This window comes from Nocardia sp. NPDC058058 (assembly GCF_042885355.1).
Lineage (GTDB): Bacteria > Actinomycetota > Actinomycetes > Mycobacteriales > Mycobacteriaceae > Nocardia.
In genome coordinates, this window is record NZ_JBHVSA010000004.1 from 1,428,032 (window position 1) to 1,444,833 (window position 16,802).

A 16,802-nucleotide genomic window follows, 5' to 3' on the forward strand; every position below is an offset into this window, starting at 1 on the left:
TGTGCGAGCGCTGGAACAGATTCGAGAATGGCCGGTCCGGCACGCCGCGGGCGGTGTCGTGGTCCGGGGTAGAGGTGTCGCCGATAGCGAGGGCGAGCTCGATCGGGTGTTCCGGCTGGCCTCGGTGACCAAACCCCTTGTCGCGTACGCGGTTCTGGTGGCCGTCGAGGAGGGCGCGGTCGAACTGGACCAGCCCGCCGGCCCGCCCGGGTCCACCGTGCGGCATCTGCTGGCGCACACCTCCGGCCTGGCCTTCGACACCACCGAGGTGCTCTCGGAACCGGGTCTGCGGCGCATCTACTCCAGCGCCGGATTCGAACTGCTCGCGGACTTCGTCGCCGAGCAAACCGCGATTCCCTTCGATCGCTATCTGCACGAAGCCGTCTTCGAACCGCTCGGCATGACGTCGTCGGTGCTGGCCGGGCCCGCCGGGCATGCGGGGCAGTCCTCGGTCGCAGATCTGCTGCGGTTCGCCGAAGAATTGCTGAAACCGACTATCATCAGTGGTGAATTGCTCACCGAGGCAAGCACAGTGCAGTTCCCGGGACGCAATGGCGTCCTTCCCGGTTACGGGTCGCAGCGTCCCAACGACTGGGGTCTGGGTTTCGAAATTCGGGATCACAAACTTCCACATTGGACGGGTGGCGCGAATTCCGCGCGCACCTTCGGGCACTTCGGGCAATCGGGGACTTTCCTCTGGGTTGATCCGGAAGTCGGCATGGCGTGTCTCGCGCTGGCGGACGAAAATTTCGGTGACTGGGCGCGCGCGGCGTGGCCGAGGCTCAGCGATGCCGTGATCGCGGAGTTTGACTGGAACACCGACACGGCCGAGAAGTAACACACGTAACTTCGAGCACTCCAGTAAACTCGGGCAACGCTGGCTGGAACGGGTCGTTGGGGAAGACGTCCCCGTCGAAGCCGGAGGTGTTAGTGGTGCGCGGAACGAATCAGTTCGCCGACGCGACGTCTGGTGTGGTCTACATTCATTCGTCGCCGGCCGCGCTGTGCCCGCATATCGAATGGACGCTCACCTCCACCTTGAAGGCGCCCGCGAAACTCCGGTGGACCGCACAACCCGCGGCTCCCGGAAATTTGCGGGCGACCACCGATTGGTACGGGCCAGTCGGTACCGGTGGACGGTTAGCTGGAGCATTGCGAGATTGGCCCGTCCTGGCCTTCGAGATCACCGAGGACCCGAGCGAAGGGGTCGACGGTGAGCGCTACAGCTTCGTGCCCGGCCTCGGCCTCTGGCACGGCGCGACCAGCGCCAGCGGCGATGTCATGGTGGGGGAGATGCGACTGCGCTCGATAGTCGCCGAGGCCCGCGAACGCGGGCGCGGCTCCGCCAATGACATTGCCGCCGAGATCGATCGCGCACTGGGCACGGCATGGGACGATGCCCTCGAACCCTTCCGCCTCGGCGGCGAGGGCGCGGAGGTCACCTGGCTGCGCCGCGACGTCGGCTGACGGTCGCCTCCGCCGCACGACACGCCCGACGGTAATCATCGATTCTGTGCGAGAAGGAGATTGCGGTGCGAGGAATCCTGGGTCCGCTGGCCGTCGCGACGCTCGCCGCCACGACGCTCACGCTGACCGCGTGCGGTGACGGCGACAGCTCGGCCGCGGTCACCAGCGCGGCCAAACCCACCACCGTCCCCGCGATGGCGGCCCAGCCCTTGCCGGGCCAGGAAGTCGTGCAGTGCGGCTCGGGTCCCAACGGTCTCGCCGTGGTCACCTTCACCACCAAGGGCGCGGACTTCTGCCCCACCGCGCTGTCCGTGGCCACCAGCTACGTGCAGGAGCGGACCAAGAAATCCGACGGGGATGTGGCCATCGAGGTGGCCGATATGCGCTGGGTCTGCGGTGAGCGCCAAGGCGATCCGAATCCGTTCCAGGAATGCGCCAGCCAGAACGAATCCGCGGACAAGGTGCGCATGCTCTCCTGAGAGTTCGCAGTCGGCACTGCACGCTTCGCAAGATCGCATCGTGCGCGATGAACTTCGCGCCGCACACCCCCGTAATGCTGGGGTGGCGACAGACACACGTCAGCGCCGGGTGACAGCGCGGGACCGCGCGGGGTGCGATTACGCCACGCACTCCGGTCTCGTGCCCGGCGGATATGACGCGGTACGCGAGGGAGCGGCACTGTGACTACGGCTGGATTCGATATCGAAGGGCTGCGGGCCACCATCGACGGCGTGGTGATCACCCCGAAGGACGCCGAATACGATGCGGCGCGGCAGGTATGGAGTGGAAGTTTCGATCGCCGCCCGGCGGTCATCGTGCAGCCCGCGTCCGCCGCGGGCGTGGCCAGGGCGCTGCTGCACGCGCGGCGGCACGGACTGGATCTCACCGTGCGCGGTGGGGGACACAATTACGCCGGGCACGCGGTCGCCGATGACGCGATGCTCATCGACCTCGGTGCGCTCGCGAGCGTCACCGTCGATCCGGCGGCCAAGACCGCCCGCGTCGGTGGCGGGGCCACCTGGGCACAGGTCGACGCGGCGACGGCCGAGCACGCGCTCGCGGTCACCGGCGGCTTCATCAGCGATACCGGCGTCGGCGGGCTCACCCTCGGCGGCGGGATGGGCTGGCTCACCGCGCGCTGCGGATTGTCCTGTGACAGTGTGATTTCCGCGCAGGTGGTGACCGCGGACGGGCATATCGTCACCGCCTCGGCCGATGAGAATCCGGACCTGCACTGGGCGATCCGCGGCGGCGGCGGCAATTTCGGCATCGTCACCGAATTCACCTTCGCCCTGCATGATCTGCCGCCGCTGGCGCAGCTCACCATGCTCTACTGGACGCCCGCGGACGGTGCGGCCGGACTCGCGGCGGGTGTCGAGCGCATGCGGACCCTGCCCGACGGATACACCGGCGCATTGCTGGCCGTCAGCTCCCCGCCGCTGCCCTTCGTCCCCGAGCAGTACCAGGGACAGCCCGGATTCGTCACCGCCGTAGTAGGTTTCGGCACTCCCGAAGAGCTGGCCGAGGTCGTCGCGCCGCTGCGCGCGGCAGCACCGACTCCCGCATGGGAACTGGTCACCCCCATCCCGTACACCGCGCTCCAGCAGATGTTCGACGACGCCGCCCCGCGCGGCTTGCCCGCCTACGAGAAGTCGCTCTACATAGACGATCTCAACGCCGAGGTGATCGCCGAACTGGTAAACCGCTTCCCCCAGCGCAAATCCCCCCTCACCATCGCCCCCATCTTCCCCCTGCGCGGCCGCTACTCCGAAATAGCAGACGACGCAACAGCATTCGGCGGCTCCCGGGAACCCTGCTGGGCGGTAAACCTCAGCGCCCTCTGCCCCGACCCCGCCGACTTCGAAGCCGAACGCACCTGGGTCCGAGACACCTGGGACGCCCTGCTCCCACACGCCCGCTCCGGCGCCGGCTACATCAACTTCCTCGTAGACGACGACCAGCAACGCATCCGAGACACCTACGGCAACAAGTACTCCCGCCTCACCACCCTCAAATCCACCTGGGACCCCGACAACATCCTCCACCACAACGCCAACATCCACCCGGCCTGACCGGGCAGTCGGGTGGTGAGCGGTGGGGTCGACTCGCCCCACCGCTCGGCGGACGGACCATCCTCCGAGAGCCCTGCGGCAACGAGAACGGTGCGACCCGTGGCATCGCTCAGGTCGCAATCTCCCGCCGGGCGGCTCTTCGGAGGTCGATCAGGTTGATGACGAGTATCGCGACCACTGTGAAGGCGAATATCCCCGGCACCGTGAGGCGGCTATCGAAAACCCCTTCGTAGGGTCCGTAGACGGTCATCGTGTAGAACAGCACGCACAGCACACCGGCTCCCAGCCCCCAACCGACGGTAATCGCGCTGAAGAGCCTGCGCGGCAGCAGCATCGCGGAGAAAACGGGGATGCAGCCGAACAGTATCGCCGCCGCGACCTGAGGGCCTCGTTGCCAGTTCAGGAATTCGACCTTGCTCGCAAGTACCACCGGAATCAAGACCGAGGCAGCCCAGCCCACCGAACCAACCAGCATCGTGGCGATGGTGAACGGATCACGCGGCAGCCGGACATCGAGTGTCGCACGCATCGATGGACCCCAGAATTCAAGCACGAGCGTCGACAATGCCCACAAACCGGCCAGCGCGATCGAAATATGCCCAGCGAGCAGGAACCGGTAGCCGGTGGAGGCGTCCACCGTCGGGGTGGAGTGGTTGATCCAGTCGGCCAACTGTGCCAGCAGCCACGCCCCCCACACGCTCCACACCGCGAACCCGGCCACCACCGCCTGGCGAGTCGGCCGATGCACTCGCGACATGAGCGTGAAGATGCAGAGAATGATCGAAGCGACCTCCAGCACCGTCAGGTACCAGCCTGATTTGAAGAGATAATCATTGACGTCGTTGAACTGGTGTGGGTTTCCCGGAAGGTAGAGGTCGGCGAAAGTCATATGCGCCCCGTCTCGGAGCAGCCCCGCACCGATCAGCAGCGACAGCCAGGACAGCGCAGTGGTGATTCGGGCGCCGTGCCGACGCCAGCCAGGGATCGCACCACGCGCCGGCAGTCCGGCTGATTCGGCGTCTGCCGGCAGTTCGGCCGAGGCCGATGATCGTTGCTCGGTCGAGTCGCCTGATCCGCTCGCATGGCTCGAATGCGGATCGGGGTGTCCCGACGACCGCGACTCATGCTGTCCACTCGTATTCTGTTGTAGTGGAACAGAATTGAGTTCACTGCGGGCGGGAGCGGCTGCGGTCGGCGCGGTCCGTGGGTTGGGCGCGAGGGCGGTGCGATCGGCCTCGGTCTCGATCATTTCGGGTGTGGGGGCAGCCCTCGGTGCTGTCATCGGTACTGAGGGTTTGGTGGAGGTCGATTCCGCGTGCTCCGCGTGGACCGGCGAAATCGACTGTGGCGGAGGTGTTCGCGGTCGCCATCCGGCCGGGTTTGGCGGTGGTGTCGTCGAGTCGAATCCTGCTGCGGCGGGGGAGATTGTGGTGGGCGCGGTTCGAGAGTCGGGGGTGGGTGCGACGGCGGGGCGCGGTGCCAGGGTGAGGGCACGCTGGGCCGCTTCAGCCAACGCGGTGGAGGTGGGGTAGCGGTCGTCGGGGGATTTCGCCAGGGCGGTCGCGATGACCTCGTCGAGGCCGGGTGGGAGGCTCGGGTTGAGATCGGTGGGGCGCGGTGGTGGCGCGCTCAGGTGGGCGGCTATGACGGCGGCTTGGTCGGGGCGGGGGAAAGGGGTTCTGGCGGTGAGGATTTCGTAGAAGGTGCAGCCGAGGGAGTAGATGTCGGCGCGGTGGTCGGCGGGGGTGCTGCCGAAGCGTTCGGGGGCGGCGTAGGCGAAGGTGGCGGAGATGCTGGTGACGGTGAGGGTGTCGTCGAAGGCTCGGGCTATGCCGAAATCGGTGAGGAGGGCTCGGCCTTCGTCGTGTTCGGCTCGGTCTATCAGGATGTTCGCCGGTTTTATGTCGCGGTGGATGATGCCGTAGCGGTGGGCGTGGTCCAGGCCGCGGGCGGCATCGGTGATGAGGCGGACCGCCTCGTCCGGGGGGAGGGGGCCGCGGCGGGTGGCCATCAGGAGTGAGATGTCGCCGCCGCCAACGTATTTCATGCAGATCCAGGGGATCTCCGCCGCAGAGTCGGCGCGGTCGTAGATGGGGACGATATTGGCGTGTTCCAGGCGCGCGGCCAGTGCGGCCTCGCGTTCGAAGCGCGCGCGGGCACGGGTGTCGCCGGAGACCGCTTCGTTCAGCACCTTGAGTGCCACCAGCCGGTCGAGTCTGGGATGCCTTGCGGCATAGACGATTCCCATGCCGCCGTGACCGAGCATGCGCTCGATCGTGTATCCCGCGAATACCGCCCCCGGATCCAGCCGCATGCCACCCCTCCGCCACTCATGGTGCGAAGAAACCATACGCCCTGGCGCCCGCGCTCACCCGGTGAACGAAACGCCGGTTGAGCACCGCGAATGCCCTCCCCGGACACGAAAGTGGGCGGCCTCCGGGGAGACCGCCCACTTACCGTGCCCCGCAGGGCTTTACACGCGAATCCCTACAGCGGGATGTTCTTCAGGTGGCTCGGCCGGGACGGAGCCGCGGCCAGCGCGGCTGCGATGATCGACCGGGTCTTGGCCGGGTCGATAACCTCATCCACCACGCCGATCGCCACGGCGCGCTCGACGCCGCCCGCGATCTGCTCGTGCTCCACGGTCAGCCGCTCGATCAGCGCCTCGCGCTCCTCCTCCGGAGCGGCGGCGATGGCGCGCTTGTGGAGGATCCCGACGGCGGCCTTCGCGCCCATCACGGCGACTTCGGAACCGGGCCAGGCGTACACGGCGGTCGCACCCAGCGAGCGCGCGTTCATCGCGATGTACGCGCCGCCGTAGATCTTTCGCGTCACCAGGGTGACGCGCGGGACGCGGGCCTCGGCGAACGCGTGCAGCAGCTTCGCGCCGCGGCGCACCACGCCCTCCCACTCCATCGACACACCGGGCAGGTACCCCGGAACATCGGTGACGACCACCAGCGGAATGCCGAACGAGTTGCACAGTCGCACGAAACGCGCTGCCTTCTCGGCACTTTCGGAGTTCAGGCAGCCACCCATGCGAATCGGGTTGTTGGCCAGCACACCGACGGTGCGCCCGCCGAGCCGCCCCAGACCGGTGACGATCGAGCGCGCGTACCCGCCCTGCAATTCCTCGAAAGAGCTTTCGCCGTCGACATTGTCGAGCAGCTCGTGCACGATCGGCTTCACGTCGTAGGCGCGCTTGGCCGATGCCGGCAGCATCGCCTTGAGGTCCACATCGCCGTGCGCGGCGGCGACCAGATCGAACTCGCCCTGTTCGGCGAACATCGACACCAGACGACGCCCGCGATGCAGCGCGTCGGCTTCGTCATTGGCGACGATATGGCACACGCCCGACTTCTTGCCGTGCGTGACCGGCCCGCCCAGAGTCGCCATATCCACGTTCTCGCCGGTGACGCTCTTGACCACGTCGGGACCGGTGACGAAGACACGGCCCTCGGGGGCCATGATCACGATATCGGTGAGTGCGGGACCGTACGCGGCGCCACCGGCGGCGAAGCCGAGCACCACGGAAATCTGCGGGACGAGACCGGACGCGCGAACCATGGCCTCGAAGACCAGTCCGACGGCGTGCAGGGCCTCGACACCTTCGGCGAGCCGGGCGCCGCCCGAATGCCAGATGCCGACAACGGGAATCTTGGAGTCGATCGCGGTATCGATCGCGTCGACGATGTGCTTGCAACCCTCCACACCCATCGCACCGCCCATGACGGTCGCGTCGGAGCAGTAGGCGACGGTGCGCACGCCATCGACCTCACCCATGGCGGCGAGCACACCGGACTTGTCACGCGGATGCAGCGGCAGCACGGTGCCGGGATCGAAGAAGCGCTGCAATCGACCCAGTGGGTCACGGGGATCGAGCGCGGTATCGGCATGAGCCGGGGCCATGATGGTCATCGCATACTCTCCTCTTGATTAAGGAAGTGCGGTCGCCTGAGAGCGGCTGCGAAAATGTCGAAGTCCCGGGGGGATTCGGGTGCGGGATCGCATCCGAATCCCCGCCGGGACCACTTGTCTTACAAACCGGCGCTGCGGTGCCGAGTTATCGGTGCACCAGAAGGTGCGTCAGTACCGGCCGAAGGCGAGCGCGACATTGTGCCCACCGAAACCGAAAGAGTTGTTGATCGCGTACTCGATGTCCTGACGGCGAGCTTCGCCGTGCACGACATCCAGGTCGATCTCCGGATCCTGGTTCTCCAGGTTCAGCGTGGGGGGCACAATGCCGTCCCGGATGCTGAGGACCGTGAGTACCGACTCGAGCGCGCCGACGGCGCCGATCGAGTGGCCCAGGGCGGACTTGGGTGCGTAGACCGAGGCATGGGCAACGCCAGCCTTGTGAATCGCGTTCTTCTCCGCGGTGTCACCGATGGGGGTGGCAGTCGCGTGCGCGTTGACGTGGGTGATGTCCTTGGGGGACAAACCCGCCGTCTGCATCGCGCGCTGCATGGCCCGACCGGCACCGCTGCCCTCCGGATCCGGCGCCACCAGGTGGAAGCCGTCCGAAGTGATGCCCGCGCCCATCAACCGGGCGTGGATGGTCGCACCACGAGCCTTGGCGCTCTCCTCGGTCTCGACGACCATGAGTGCGCCCGCTTCGCCGAAGACGAAGCCGTCACGATCCTTGTCGAACGGACGCGAGGCGCCCTTCGGATCGTCGTTGCGAGTGCTCATCGCACGCATCATCGAGAAGGCCGCGATCGGCACCGAATCGATGAAGCCTTCGACGCCACCGGTGACGACCATATCGGCGTCACCCATGACGATCATCCGCCACGCGTTGGCGATGGCTTCCGAACCCGACGAGCACGCCGAGACCGGAGTGATCACTCCTGCCCGGGCCTTGAGCTCGAGACCGACAACGGCGGAGGGACCATTCGGCATGACCATCTGAACGGCCAGCGGCGAGATCTTGCGGTAGCCGCCGTTCTTCAGCTTGTCGACCGAATCGATGAGGGCATCGCCGCCACCGAGGCCGGTGCCGATCGCCACGCCGAGGCGCAGCGGGTCGACTTCGGGGGAGCCGGCGTTCTTCCAGACTTCGCGACCGAGGACGGTCGCCAGCCGCTCGACATACGCCATACGGCGGATCTCGACCCGGCTGAGCAGCGTGTCCGGCGACACCTTCAGGTGTCCGCCGATGCGAACCGGAAGGTCGTACTCCTCGATGAAGTCGTCCTCGAGAACGTCAATGCCGCTCTCGCCGTTGAGGAGTCCCTTCCACGTCGCATCGACGTCACCGGCGATCGACGTGGTCGCCGCCATGCTCGTGACGACAACGTTGGGGAAGTTCCCGTTCAAGGTGGAAGGAGTGGTCACAGTTGCGGTCCTACTCGTTTCCGAACTTGGACTTGAGCTCCGCAGCGGCGTCGGCGTTCTCGGCCTCCAGCTTCTGGATGTAGGAGACGGCGTCGCCGACGGTCTTCAGGCTGGCAAGATCCTCGTCCGGGATCTTGACGCCGTACTTGTCCTCGGTCTGAACGGCGATCTCGACCATCGACAGGGAGTCGATGTCCAGGTCGTCGACGAAGGACTTCTCGATGGTCACCTCGGAGGGCTCGATACCGGTCACCTCTTCGATGATCTTGCCGAGCTCTTCGACGATCTGTTCCTGGGTCAGAGCGGCCACTGTGGTGGCTCCCTTCTTGATTCCTGTAGTGGGTCGATTTTTTGGTTTTCGTGCTTGCGGCTCGTTTGCCTTCGTCGCCGTTGACGAAGCGAGCCGCGAGTCAAGCTAGCCCGTGGTGGTGAGTTCGGCCAGCGCGGGGATGTCCGCGGGAGTCTTCAGCGCCAGATTCGGGGTGCCCTTGAGCTCCCGCTTGGCGATGCCGACCAGGGTTCCGGCCGGTGGCAGCTCTGCCACCGCGGAAACACCCGCCGCGCGAACGGTTTCGGTGCACAGATCCCAGCGCACGGGGCGCGTGACCTGGGCAGCGAGCTTATCGACCGCATCCTGTCCGGAGCTCACCGGCTTACCGTCGAAGTTCGACAGCAGGGTCCGGATCGGCTCACCGGGAGCGATCTTGGCGATGGCCGCTGCCACTGCGTCCTGGGCGGGTGCCATGAACGCGGTGTGGAAAGCGCCTGCGACGGGAAGGGCTCGGACGCGCGCCTTTTCGGGCGGGTTGCTCGCAAGCTCTGCGAGCGCGTCCAGCTTACCCGCCGCCACGATCTGACCGACCGCGTTGCGGTTGGCCGGGATCAGGCCGAGTTCGTCGAGCCGGGCGAGCACGACGGCTTCGTCACCGCCGAGCACCGCGGACATACCGGTCGGCTCGAGTGCACAAGCCTTGGCCATCTCCGCACCGCGGAGAGCGGCCAGTGCTACCGCGTCATCGGAGGAGATGATCCCCGCGATGGCGGCGGCGGCAAGTTCGCCGACCGAGTGTCCGGCGACGATGGTATCCGCGGGAAGCGAATCCGTGGGGATTTCCGCGAAGGCCAGAAGTGCTGCCGCGACCACCAGAGGCTGAGTCACCGCGGTATCGGTGATCTCCTCGGCGGTCGCCGTCGTACCCAACCGCAGCAGGTCCAGTCCCGAAGCCTTCGACCACAGCGCGATTCGATCGGCCGCGCCGGGCAGTTCGAGCCAAGGGGTGAGCATGCCGGGTGTCTGAGAGCCCTGTCCTGGGGCGAACACTGCGATCACGTCTCTAGAAAACACTGTGGTGCCCATCTCACGAGATGTCGGCGCGAATGAAGCTTGCCGGAGTCTTTTGTGAGGAGTCTACAAAAGGGCACGTGGGTTGTTCGGATCGTCCGATTCCCCAGACGCGTTACATCCCATCTTTAGGTTCTGTGACGGGGGTTACATCTGGGGCCGAAGTGGGCGATTCGTTACGGATTCGCGTCAGGCGACCTATCGTGGACGCGATTCGTAACACGTAGGCATCGCGCGGGTTCATCGGATCACGTCCCGTGATATCGGCGATGCGCTTCAACCGATAGCGGACGGTATTTGGATGAACGAACAATTGCCGTGCGCAAGTCTCTACGGCACCGCCGCAGTCCAGGTAGGCGTCCAAGGTATTGGACAGCTCGCCCGCAGCGGCGGCCAACGGTAACACAAGCAGCTCGTTGAGGGCGGTTACCGCGGCACGATCCCCCAAAAGCGCACGTTCGGGCAGTAGTTCGGTCGCGTGCACCGGGCGTGGCGCGCTTCGCCAGCCCACCACGGCCTCCATACCGGCCATCGCCTCCACAGAACTTATATGTGCGACGGACAGGGTGCGGGTGGTCGGGCCGATGACCACCGGACCGTCCGAAAAAGCCTCGCTGAGCAGGTCCGCGAGGAACGGCGAGGGATACATGGTGTCGCCCAGATGGCCGCTGACCACCATGACCAGGCGCGAACCCTGTACTACGGCAAGGGCATTACGGCCGTGCCGAGCCGCCACCGAGTGCACCGAACCGACCACGGCCACTTGATCTTTGGGAGGGGTGCCGACCAGCACCGTCGCCGGTGCGGTGGCATCCCAGTTGAGAGTGGCGGCGCGCGAGAGCATTTCGGGGCCGGTATCGCCGCGCACCACCGCGTCCACGACCAGCGCTTCCAGGCGGGTATCCCAGGCGCCGCGCGATTCGGCCGCGCTGGCGTACACCGAGGCGGCCGCGAAGCCGAGCTCACGCCCGTATCGCAGTACCGCCTCGGTCAATGCCACCAGCTGCCGGTCATTGCGCGCCAGCGCGGGCAGCCACTGTTCGAAGAACTCCATGGCCACGCGGACCATGTCGACGGTCTGGCGCAGCGTCAGCCGCCGCGCCAGATCGTCCGGGATCACCTGGAAGGCGTCCAGGCTGAACCTGATATCGCTCTCCGGATCCTGCAGCCACTCCAGGAAGTTCACCACCGCGGTCTGCACCAGCATCTGGACCCCGGCGCGTTGGGCGGCATCCAGATTGGCGAAGAACGGCAACCGCTCCTGCATCGAGGACACGGCCTCGGTGGAGAGTCGGCCCGAGAACTGTTTGACCCGCTTGAGCAGCGTGTCCGGTAATGGATCTCGGGTCTGGCGGTTCGGCGAGAGTGCGCCGGTCGGAAGGTAGACCTCGTGTTCGGAGGAGCCTTCGTTGATCCGGCGCGGCCTCGGCGGTTTACGTTCCACGGTGTTAATCGTGCGTTATGCGTCGCCACCTTCACTACCGGGTGCCGCCTTCGGCGCGGCGTTCACATCGTCGATGCGGTATTTGGCGGCCGCCTCGACCAGCTTGGCGCGGTCGATCTTTCCGGCCTCGGCGAGCCCGGAAAGGGCCGCTACCACGATCGATGCGGCATCCACGTTGAAGACGCGGCGGGCTGCCGGACGGGTGTCGGAGAAGCCGAAACCGTCCGTGCCGAGCGAGATGAACTTGCCCGGTACCCACTGGCGAATCTGATCCGGTACCGCGCGCATCCAGTCCGAGGCGGCCACGAACGGGCCCTCGGCCTGGCCGAGCGCCTGGGTGATGTACGGCTGGCCCGGATCGGTGTCCGGATGCCGCAACTTCTGGATCTCCTTGGCGAGAGCCTCTTTTCGCAGCTCACCCCACGAGGTCACGGACCAGACGTCGGCCTGCACACCCCACTCCTGCGCCAGCATCTCCTGGGCGCGCAGGCCGTCGGGCATGGTGACGCCCGCGACCAGGATCTGGGCGCGCACCGCGCCCTCACCACCGCGCTTGTAGAGATAGATGCCCTTGAGCAGGCCCTCGACGTCGAGGTTCTCCGGCTCGGCCGGCTGTGACTGCGGCTCGTTGTAGAGGGTGATGTAGTAGAAGATGTCCTCGCCACCGAAGTCGTGATGCTCCGAGTGCGCCTCGGGATCGGTGCCGGGCAGGGCTTCCTGATAACCCGTGATGCCGACGCCGCCGCCGTACATGCGGCGCAAGCCATCTCGCACGATATGGGCGATTTCGAAGGCGAAGGCCGGGTCGTACGGGACACACGCCGGATTGGTCGACGCCAGCAGCAGCGAGTGACCGTCGTTGTGCTGCAGGCCCTCTCCGGTCAGTGTGGTTCGCCCGGCGGTTGCTCCGAGGACGAATCCGCGCGCCATCTGATCCGCGGCGGCCCACAGACCGTCTCCGGTGCGCTGGAAACCGAACATCGAGTAGAAGATGTACAGCGGGATCATCGGCTCGCCGTGCGTGCTGTACGAGGTGCCGACGGCGGTGAAGGACGCGGTCGATCCGGCCTCGTTGATGCCCTCGTGCAGAATCTGGCCGATGCTCGACTCTTTGTAGGCAAGCATCAATTCGGCGTCGACCGATGTGTACAACTGACCGTTGCGGTTGTAGATCTTCAACGAAGGGAACCACGAGTCCATACCGAAGGTACGGGCCTCGTCGGGGATGATCGGCACGATGCGCTTGCCGATTTCCTTGTCCCGCAGCAGTTCCTTCATGAGGCGGACGAAGGCCATCGTGGTGGCCACGCTCTGCTTGCCCGAGCCCTTGCGGACCGAACGGTAGGCCTCATCGCCCGGAAGTTGCAGAGGCTTTGCTGCCGTACGCCGCTCGGGCACGAAACCGCCCAGTTGCTTGCGGCGGCCCATCATGTACTGGATCTCCGGCGCGTCCATACCGGGGTGGTAGTACGGCGGCAGATACGGATTGGCCTCGAGCTGCTCATCGGTGATCGGAATGCGCTGCACATCGCGGAACGACTTGAGGTCGTCCAGCGTCATCTTCTTCATCTGGTGCGTGGCATTGCGGGCCTCGAAGTGCTTGCCCAGGCCGTAGCCCTTGATGGTCTTGGCGATGATGACCGTCGGCTGGCCCTTGTGCGCCATGGCCGCCGCGTAGGCCGCGTAGATCTTGCGGTAGTCGTGGCCGCCGCGCTTGAGGTTCCAGACCTGACTGTCGGACAGGCCCTTCACCAGCTCCTTGGTGCGCGGGTCGCGCCCGAAGAAGTGTTCGCGCACGTACGCGCCGTCATTGGCCTTGTACGTCTGGTAATCGCCGTCGGGGGTGGTGTTCATCAGGTTGACCAGCGCGCCGTCGCGGTCGGCTTGGAGTAGCGAGTCCCACTCGCGGCCCCAGACCACCTTGATGACATTCCAGCCCGCGCCGCGGAAGAACGACTCGAGTTCCTGAATGATCTTGCCGTTACCGCGCACCGGGCCGTCCAGGCGCTGCAGGTTGGCGTTGATGACGAAGGTCAGATTGTCCAGGCCCTCGTTCGCGGCGACCTGGATGAGGCCGCGCGATTCCGGCTCGTCCATCTCGCCGTCGCCGAGGAAGGCCCACACGTGCTGATCGGAGGTGTCCTTGATACCGCGATCGTGCAGGTAATGATTGAAACGTGCCTGGTAGATGGCGTTCATCGGGCCCAAACCCATGGAGACCGTGGGGAATTCCCAGAAGTCCGGCATGAGTCGCGGATGCGGGTAGGACGAGAGACCGGCTCCGGGTCCGCCGTGGGAGTACTCCTGGCGGAACCCGTCCATCTGGTCTTCGGTGAGGCGGCCCTCGAGGAAGGCGCGCGCGTAGATACCGGGGGAGGCGTGACCCTGGATGTAGATCTGGTCGCCGCCGCCGGGATGATCCTTACCGCGGAAGAAGTGGTTGAAACCCACCTCGTACAGGGCCGATGACGACGCGTAGGTCGAAATATGGCCGCCGACACCGATTCCGGGCCGCTGGGCGCGGTGCACCATGACCGCGGCGTTCCAGCGGATGTAGGCGCGGAAGCGGCGCTCGGTTTCCTCGTCGCCGGGGAACCAGGGCTCGTTCTCGGTGGGGATGGTGTTGACGTAGTCCGTCGACGTCAATGCCGGGATGGCGACGTGGCGTTCACCGGCGCGCTCCAGCATGCGCAGCATCAGGTAGCGGGCGCGGCCCGGTCCCTCACGTTCGAGCATCTCGTCGAAAGAGTCCAGCCATTCACTGGTTTCCTCCGGATCAATGTCCGGAAGGTATGACGCCACCCCCTCGCGGATCACTCGGACCCGGCCCCCCGCCGGGCGATTTCGTGCCGTGCCGTTTGTGGGACTCGACGAAGGGTTGGGGTGCATCAGGTCGGTCAAGACGTTTGCTCCTCGTACACAGGGTGGGACATCTGATAGGCGTCATTCACCCGGGCAGCCGTTGGTTGTTGGCATACCCGTAACGATTGGTTTGGGGCGCATCTCACATCCTTGTGCATGATGCGTCCCAGCTCATCATGTCAGCAGCTGATCCAGTACCGTTCTCCAGGGAACCGGCTCAGGCAGGAACGGGGAGACGATGAAGCTGCTGAACCCGCGTGGGTTCGGATTGGCATGTGCGACCGTCACGGTCGGGCTGGGGCTTGTTGTCGCAGGTTGCGCCAGCACCGTCGAGGGTACCGCGACGGTGAATCAGGCGGATGCGACCTCGTACAAGGCCGAGGCCGCGGCATCGTCGACGGCGGCCGCGGCGTCGAAAGCGGCGGCCGCGCAGGCGAAGGCGGTGACCGATAACTGCGATCCGTTCCGCGCGACCACGGGCACGGCTGTGGATCGCTACAACGATTTCGTGGATGCGCACGACGGTCAGACCGCCGACCAGGCCGATAAGCGGGAGGCCGCGGCGAACGCTTTGGACGATGCGGCGAAGACGGTCGAGGGACGGGTGAACGCGTCCGGCGCGGACCTGGCGACCGATCTGGCGCAGAAGTTCACCGATTACATCGGCGCGGCGCGCGGATTGGCCGCGGAAGTTCGAAAAATGACGAACAGCTCGTCGGTGGGACCGCTCAATGACGCGAGTCACAAGGTCAACGATGCTTTGAACGCGGTCCGGAACGCTTGCCCGGCACGGTGATCCGGGTGGGCGCGGGGTCTCACATACGACATTTAGGGTGCGAATTCGGCCGATCAGCTTGCGCTACGGGCCATAACCATGTTCGCTTGCATCTACCTATTGTCTGGAGTTGAGGAGGACGCCACCGTGGTCGCCGCGGCGGACGCGCAGAACTACGCTCAGAAGCTTGGCATTACTCACGGAATGGTGATTCAGGAACTGGGCTGGGACGAGGATACCGACGACGGCCTGCGGGCCGCCGTTGAAGAGGCCATCGGGTCCGAAATGCTCGACGAAGACACCGATGAGGTCGTCGACGTCGTGCTTTTGTGGTGGCGGGACGGAGACGGCGACCTGGTCGACGAACTCCTCAACGTGATCACCCCGCTGGCCGATGACGGCATCGTCTGGGTCTTGACCCCAAAGACCGGCCATAGTGGCCATGTGGATCCGGCGGAAATCGCCGAATCCGCATCTCCGGCGGGCCTGACCCAAACCTCGTCGATCAGCCTGGGCAACGACTGGTCGGGAAGCCGCCTGGTACAACCCAAGACGCCCTCGAAGCAGCGCTGACCGCGTCTTCGCTAAGGTCTTCGAATGGACGGCGTGTCACCTGTCGTGGCACGCCGTCCTCGAATGCCCGGACACGATGGAGGTTTCGCATGCCACTAGAGGTCGGCACGGTCGCACCGGACTTCACCCTGAAGGACCAGAACAATCAGGAAGTGACGCTCTCCAGCTACCGCGGTGAGAAGAACGTCCTGGTCGTCTTCTACCCCCTCGCTTTCACCGGCATCTGCCAGGGCGAGCTGTGCAAGGTCCGGGACGAACTCCCCAAGTTCCAGAACGACAACGCCGAAATCCTCGCGATCTCGGTAGGCCCCCCGCCCACCCACAAGATCTGGGCCGCCGAACAGGGCTACACCTTCCCCCTGCTGTCCGACTTCTGGCCGCACGGCGCGGTAGCCCAGTCCTACGGCGTGTTCAACGAAAAATCCGGTTACCCCAACCGCGGAACGTTCGTCATCGACAAGGACGGAATCATCCGTTTCGCCGAAATGAACGGCCCCGGAGAGGCCCGTGACCAGCAGGCTTGGGAGAAAGCCCTCGCCGCGCTAGATTCATAACCCGTCACCCGCGAATCCCCGGATCCGCGAACGACATCCGACCCGGCCCCGCCGGGACGACTCGGGCGTATAGCTCAGTGGTAGAGCACTGGTTTTACACACCAGCGGTCCGCGGTTCGAAACCGCGTGCGCCCACCATGAAAGAAGCCGCAGGTCACTGACCTGCGGCTTCTTTCGGTTATGTTGCGTGGACGCAGACTCGGTCCTTGAGCTGCAGCAATCCGCGCTTGCGCGGTTCGAACCCTGCATGGCCTGGATGCTGAAGTCAGCTGATGCGCTCAGCGTGCCGAGAGTGATTAGCGCGGGATTGTCGACCATTGCTGTGGATCTGGCCGTTCGGGTGGACAATCCGCGTCGGCTTGGCCGTCGTTCCCGG

General features: G+C 65.7%; 14 protein-coding genes and 1 tRNA gene. 8 read left to right on the forward strand and 7 right to left on the reverse strand.

What is annotated here, in order from left to right; genetic code table 11:
• The first annotated feature begins 1 nt into the window (after position 1).
• The 4 genes from ACFVUS_RS37580 to ACFVUS_RS37595 all read left to right on the forward strand — a co-directional run bounded on the left by ACFVUS_RS37580 (position 2) and on the right by ACFVUS_RS37595 (position 3,539).
• Positions 2 to 838 carry a serine hydrolase domain-containing protein gene (locus ACFVUS_RS37580; RefSeq protein WP_387777966.1) on the forward strand — a complete coding sequence of 279 codons (837 nt, stop codon included), beginning with the start codon at positions 2 to 4 and terminating at the stop codon, positions 836 to 838.
• 95 nt (positions 839 to 933) lie between these two features.
• Complete coding sequence (locus ACFVUS_RS37585; protein ID WP_387777969.1) at positions 934 to 1,467, forward strand: DUF3145 domain-containing protein; 534 nt, start codon at positions 934 to 936, stop codon at positions 1,465 to 1,467.
• A gap of 65 nt (positions 1,468 to 1,532) precedes the next feature.
• Positions 1,533 to 1,946, forward strand: a complete 414-nt coding sequence (locus tag ACFVUS_RS37590) for a hypothetical protein (protein WP_387777972.1) — start codon at positions 1,533 to 1,535, stop codon at positions 1,944 to 1,946.
• A 201-nt stretch (positions 1,947 to 2,147) separates the two neighbouring features.
• Positions 2,148 to 3,539, forward strand: a complete 1,392-nt coding sequence (locus tag ACFVUS_RS37595) for an FAD-binding oxidoreductase (protein ID WP_387777975.1) — start codon at positions 2,148 to 2,150, stop codon at positions 3,537 to 3,539.
• Between the two features lie 109 nt (positions 3,540 to 3,648).
• Here ACFVUS_RS37595 and ACFVUS_RS37600 read toward each other — a convergent pair whose 3' ends face one another.
• From ACFVUS_RS37600 to aceE, 7 genes are all read right to left on the reverse strand, one after another.
• Positions 3,649 to 5,853 carry a protein kinase gene (locus ACFVUS_RS37600; protein ID WP_387777978.1) on the reverse strand — a complete coding sequence of 735 codons (2,205 nt, stop codon included), beginning with the start codon at positions 5,851 to 5,853 and terminating at the stop codon, positions 3,649 to 3,651.
• A 173-nt stretch (positions 5,854 to 6,026) separates the two neighbouring features.
• Positions 6,027 to 7,457, reverse strand: coding sequence for an acyl-CoA carboxylase subunit beta (locus ACFVUS_RS37605; RefSeq protein WP_387777981.1), 1,431 nt, complete (start codon positions 7,455 to 7,457; stop codon positions 6,027 to 6,029).
• Between the two features lie 168 nt (positions 7,458 to 7,625).
• Positions 7,626 to 8,876, reverse strand: coding sequence for a KasA/KasB family beta-ketoacyl-ACP synthase (locus ACFVUS_RS37610; RefSeq protein ID WP_364638254.1), 1,251 nt, complete (start codon positions 8,874 to 8,876; stop codon positions 7,626 to 7,628).
• 10 nt (positions 8,877 to 8,886) lie between these two features.
• Entirely contained in the window at positions 8,887 to 9,186 is a 300-nt protein-coding gene (gene acpM / locus ACFVUS_RS37615; RefSeq protein ID WP_364638251.1) for a meromycolate extension acyl carrier protein AcpM, read from the reverse strand.
• A gap of 105 nt (positions 9,187 to 9,291) precedes the next feature.
• The gene (locus ACFVUS_RS37620) at positions 9,292 to 10,206 is read right to left on the reverse strand and encodes an ACP S-malonyltransferase (protein ID WP_376069396.1); all 915 of its coding nucleotides are present in this window, start codon (positions 10,204 to 10,206) and stop codon (positions 9,292 to 9,294) included.
• Between the two features lie 127 nt (positions 10,207 to 10,333).
• Positions 10,334 to 11,632, reverse strand: a complete 1,299-nt coding sequence (locus tag ACFVUS_RS37625; RefSeq protein ID WP_364640355.1) for a helix-turn-helix domain-containing protein — start codon at positions 11,630 to 11,632, stop codon at positions 10,334 to 10,336.
• Positions 11,633 to 11,677: 45 nt separating this feature from the next.
• Positions 11,678 to 14,551 carry a pyruvate dehydrogenase (acetyl-transferring), homodimeric type gene (gene aceE / locus ACFVUS_RS37630; RefSeq protein ID WP_387778584.1) on the reverse strand — a complete coding sequence of 958 codons (2,874 nt, stop codon included), beginning with the start codon at positions 14,549 to 14,551 and terminating at the stop codon, positions 11,678 to 11,680.
• Positions 14,552 to 14,762: 211 nt separating this feature from the next.
• Here aceE and ACFVUS_RS37635 point away from each other — a divergent pair, with 211 nt between their 5' ends.
• The 4 genes from ACFVUS_RS37635 (at position 14,763) to ACFVUS_RS37650 (ending at position 16,564) form a co-directional block, all read left to right on the forward strand.
• Positions 14,763 to 15,320, forward strand: coding sequence for a hypothetical protein (locus tag ACFVUS_RS37635; RefSeq protein WP_387777985.1), 558 nt, complete (start codon positions 14,763 to 14,765; stop codon positions 15,318 to 15,320).
• A gap of 126 nt (positions 15,321 to 15,446) precedes the next feature.
• Positions 15,447 to 15,872: a DUF3052 domain-containing protein gene (locus ACFVUS_RS37640; protein WP_364638242.1), complete on the forward strand. Its 426-nt coding sequence runs from the start codon at positions 15,447 to 15,449 to the stop codon at positions 15,870 to 15,872.
• A gap of 89 nt (positions 15,873 to 15,961) precedes the next feature.
• Positions 15,962 to 16,426, forward strand: a complete 465-nt coding sequence (locus tag ACFVUS_RS37645; protein WP_387777988.1) for a peroxiredoxin — start codon at positions 15,962 to 15,964, stop codon at positions 16,424 to 16,426.
• Between the two features lie 63 nt (positions 16,427 to 16,489).
• A tRNA-Val gene (locus ACFVUS_RS37650) sits at positions 16,490 to 16,564 on the forward strand.
• Positions 16,565 to 16,802: the final 238 nt, after the last annotated feature.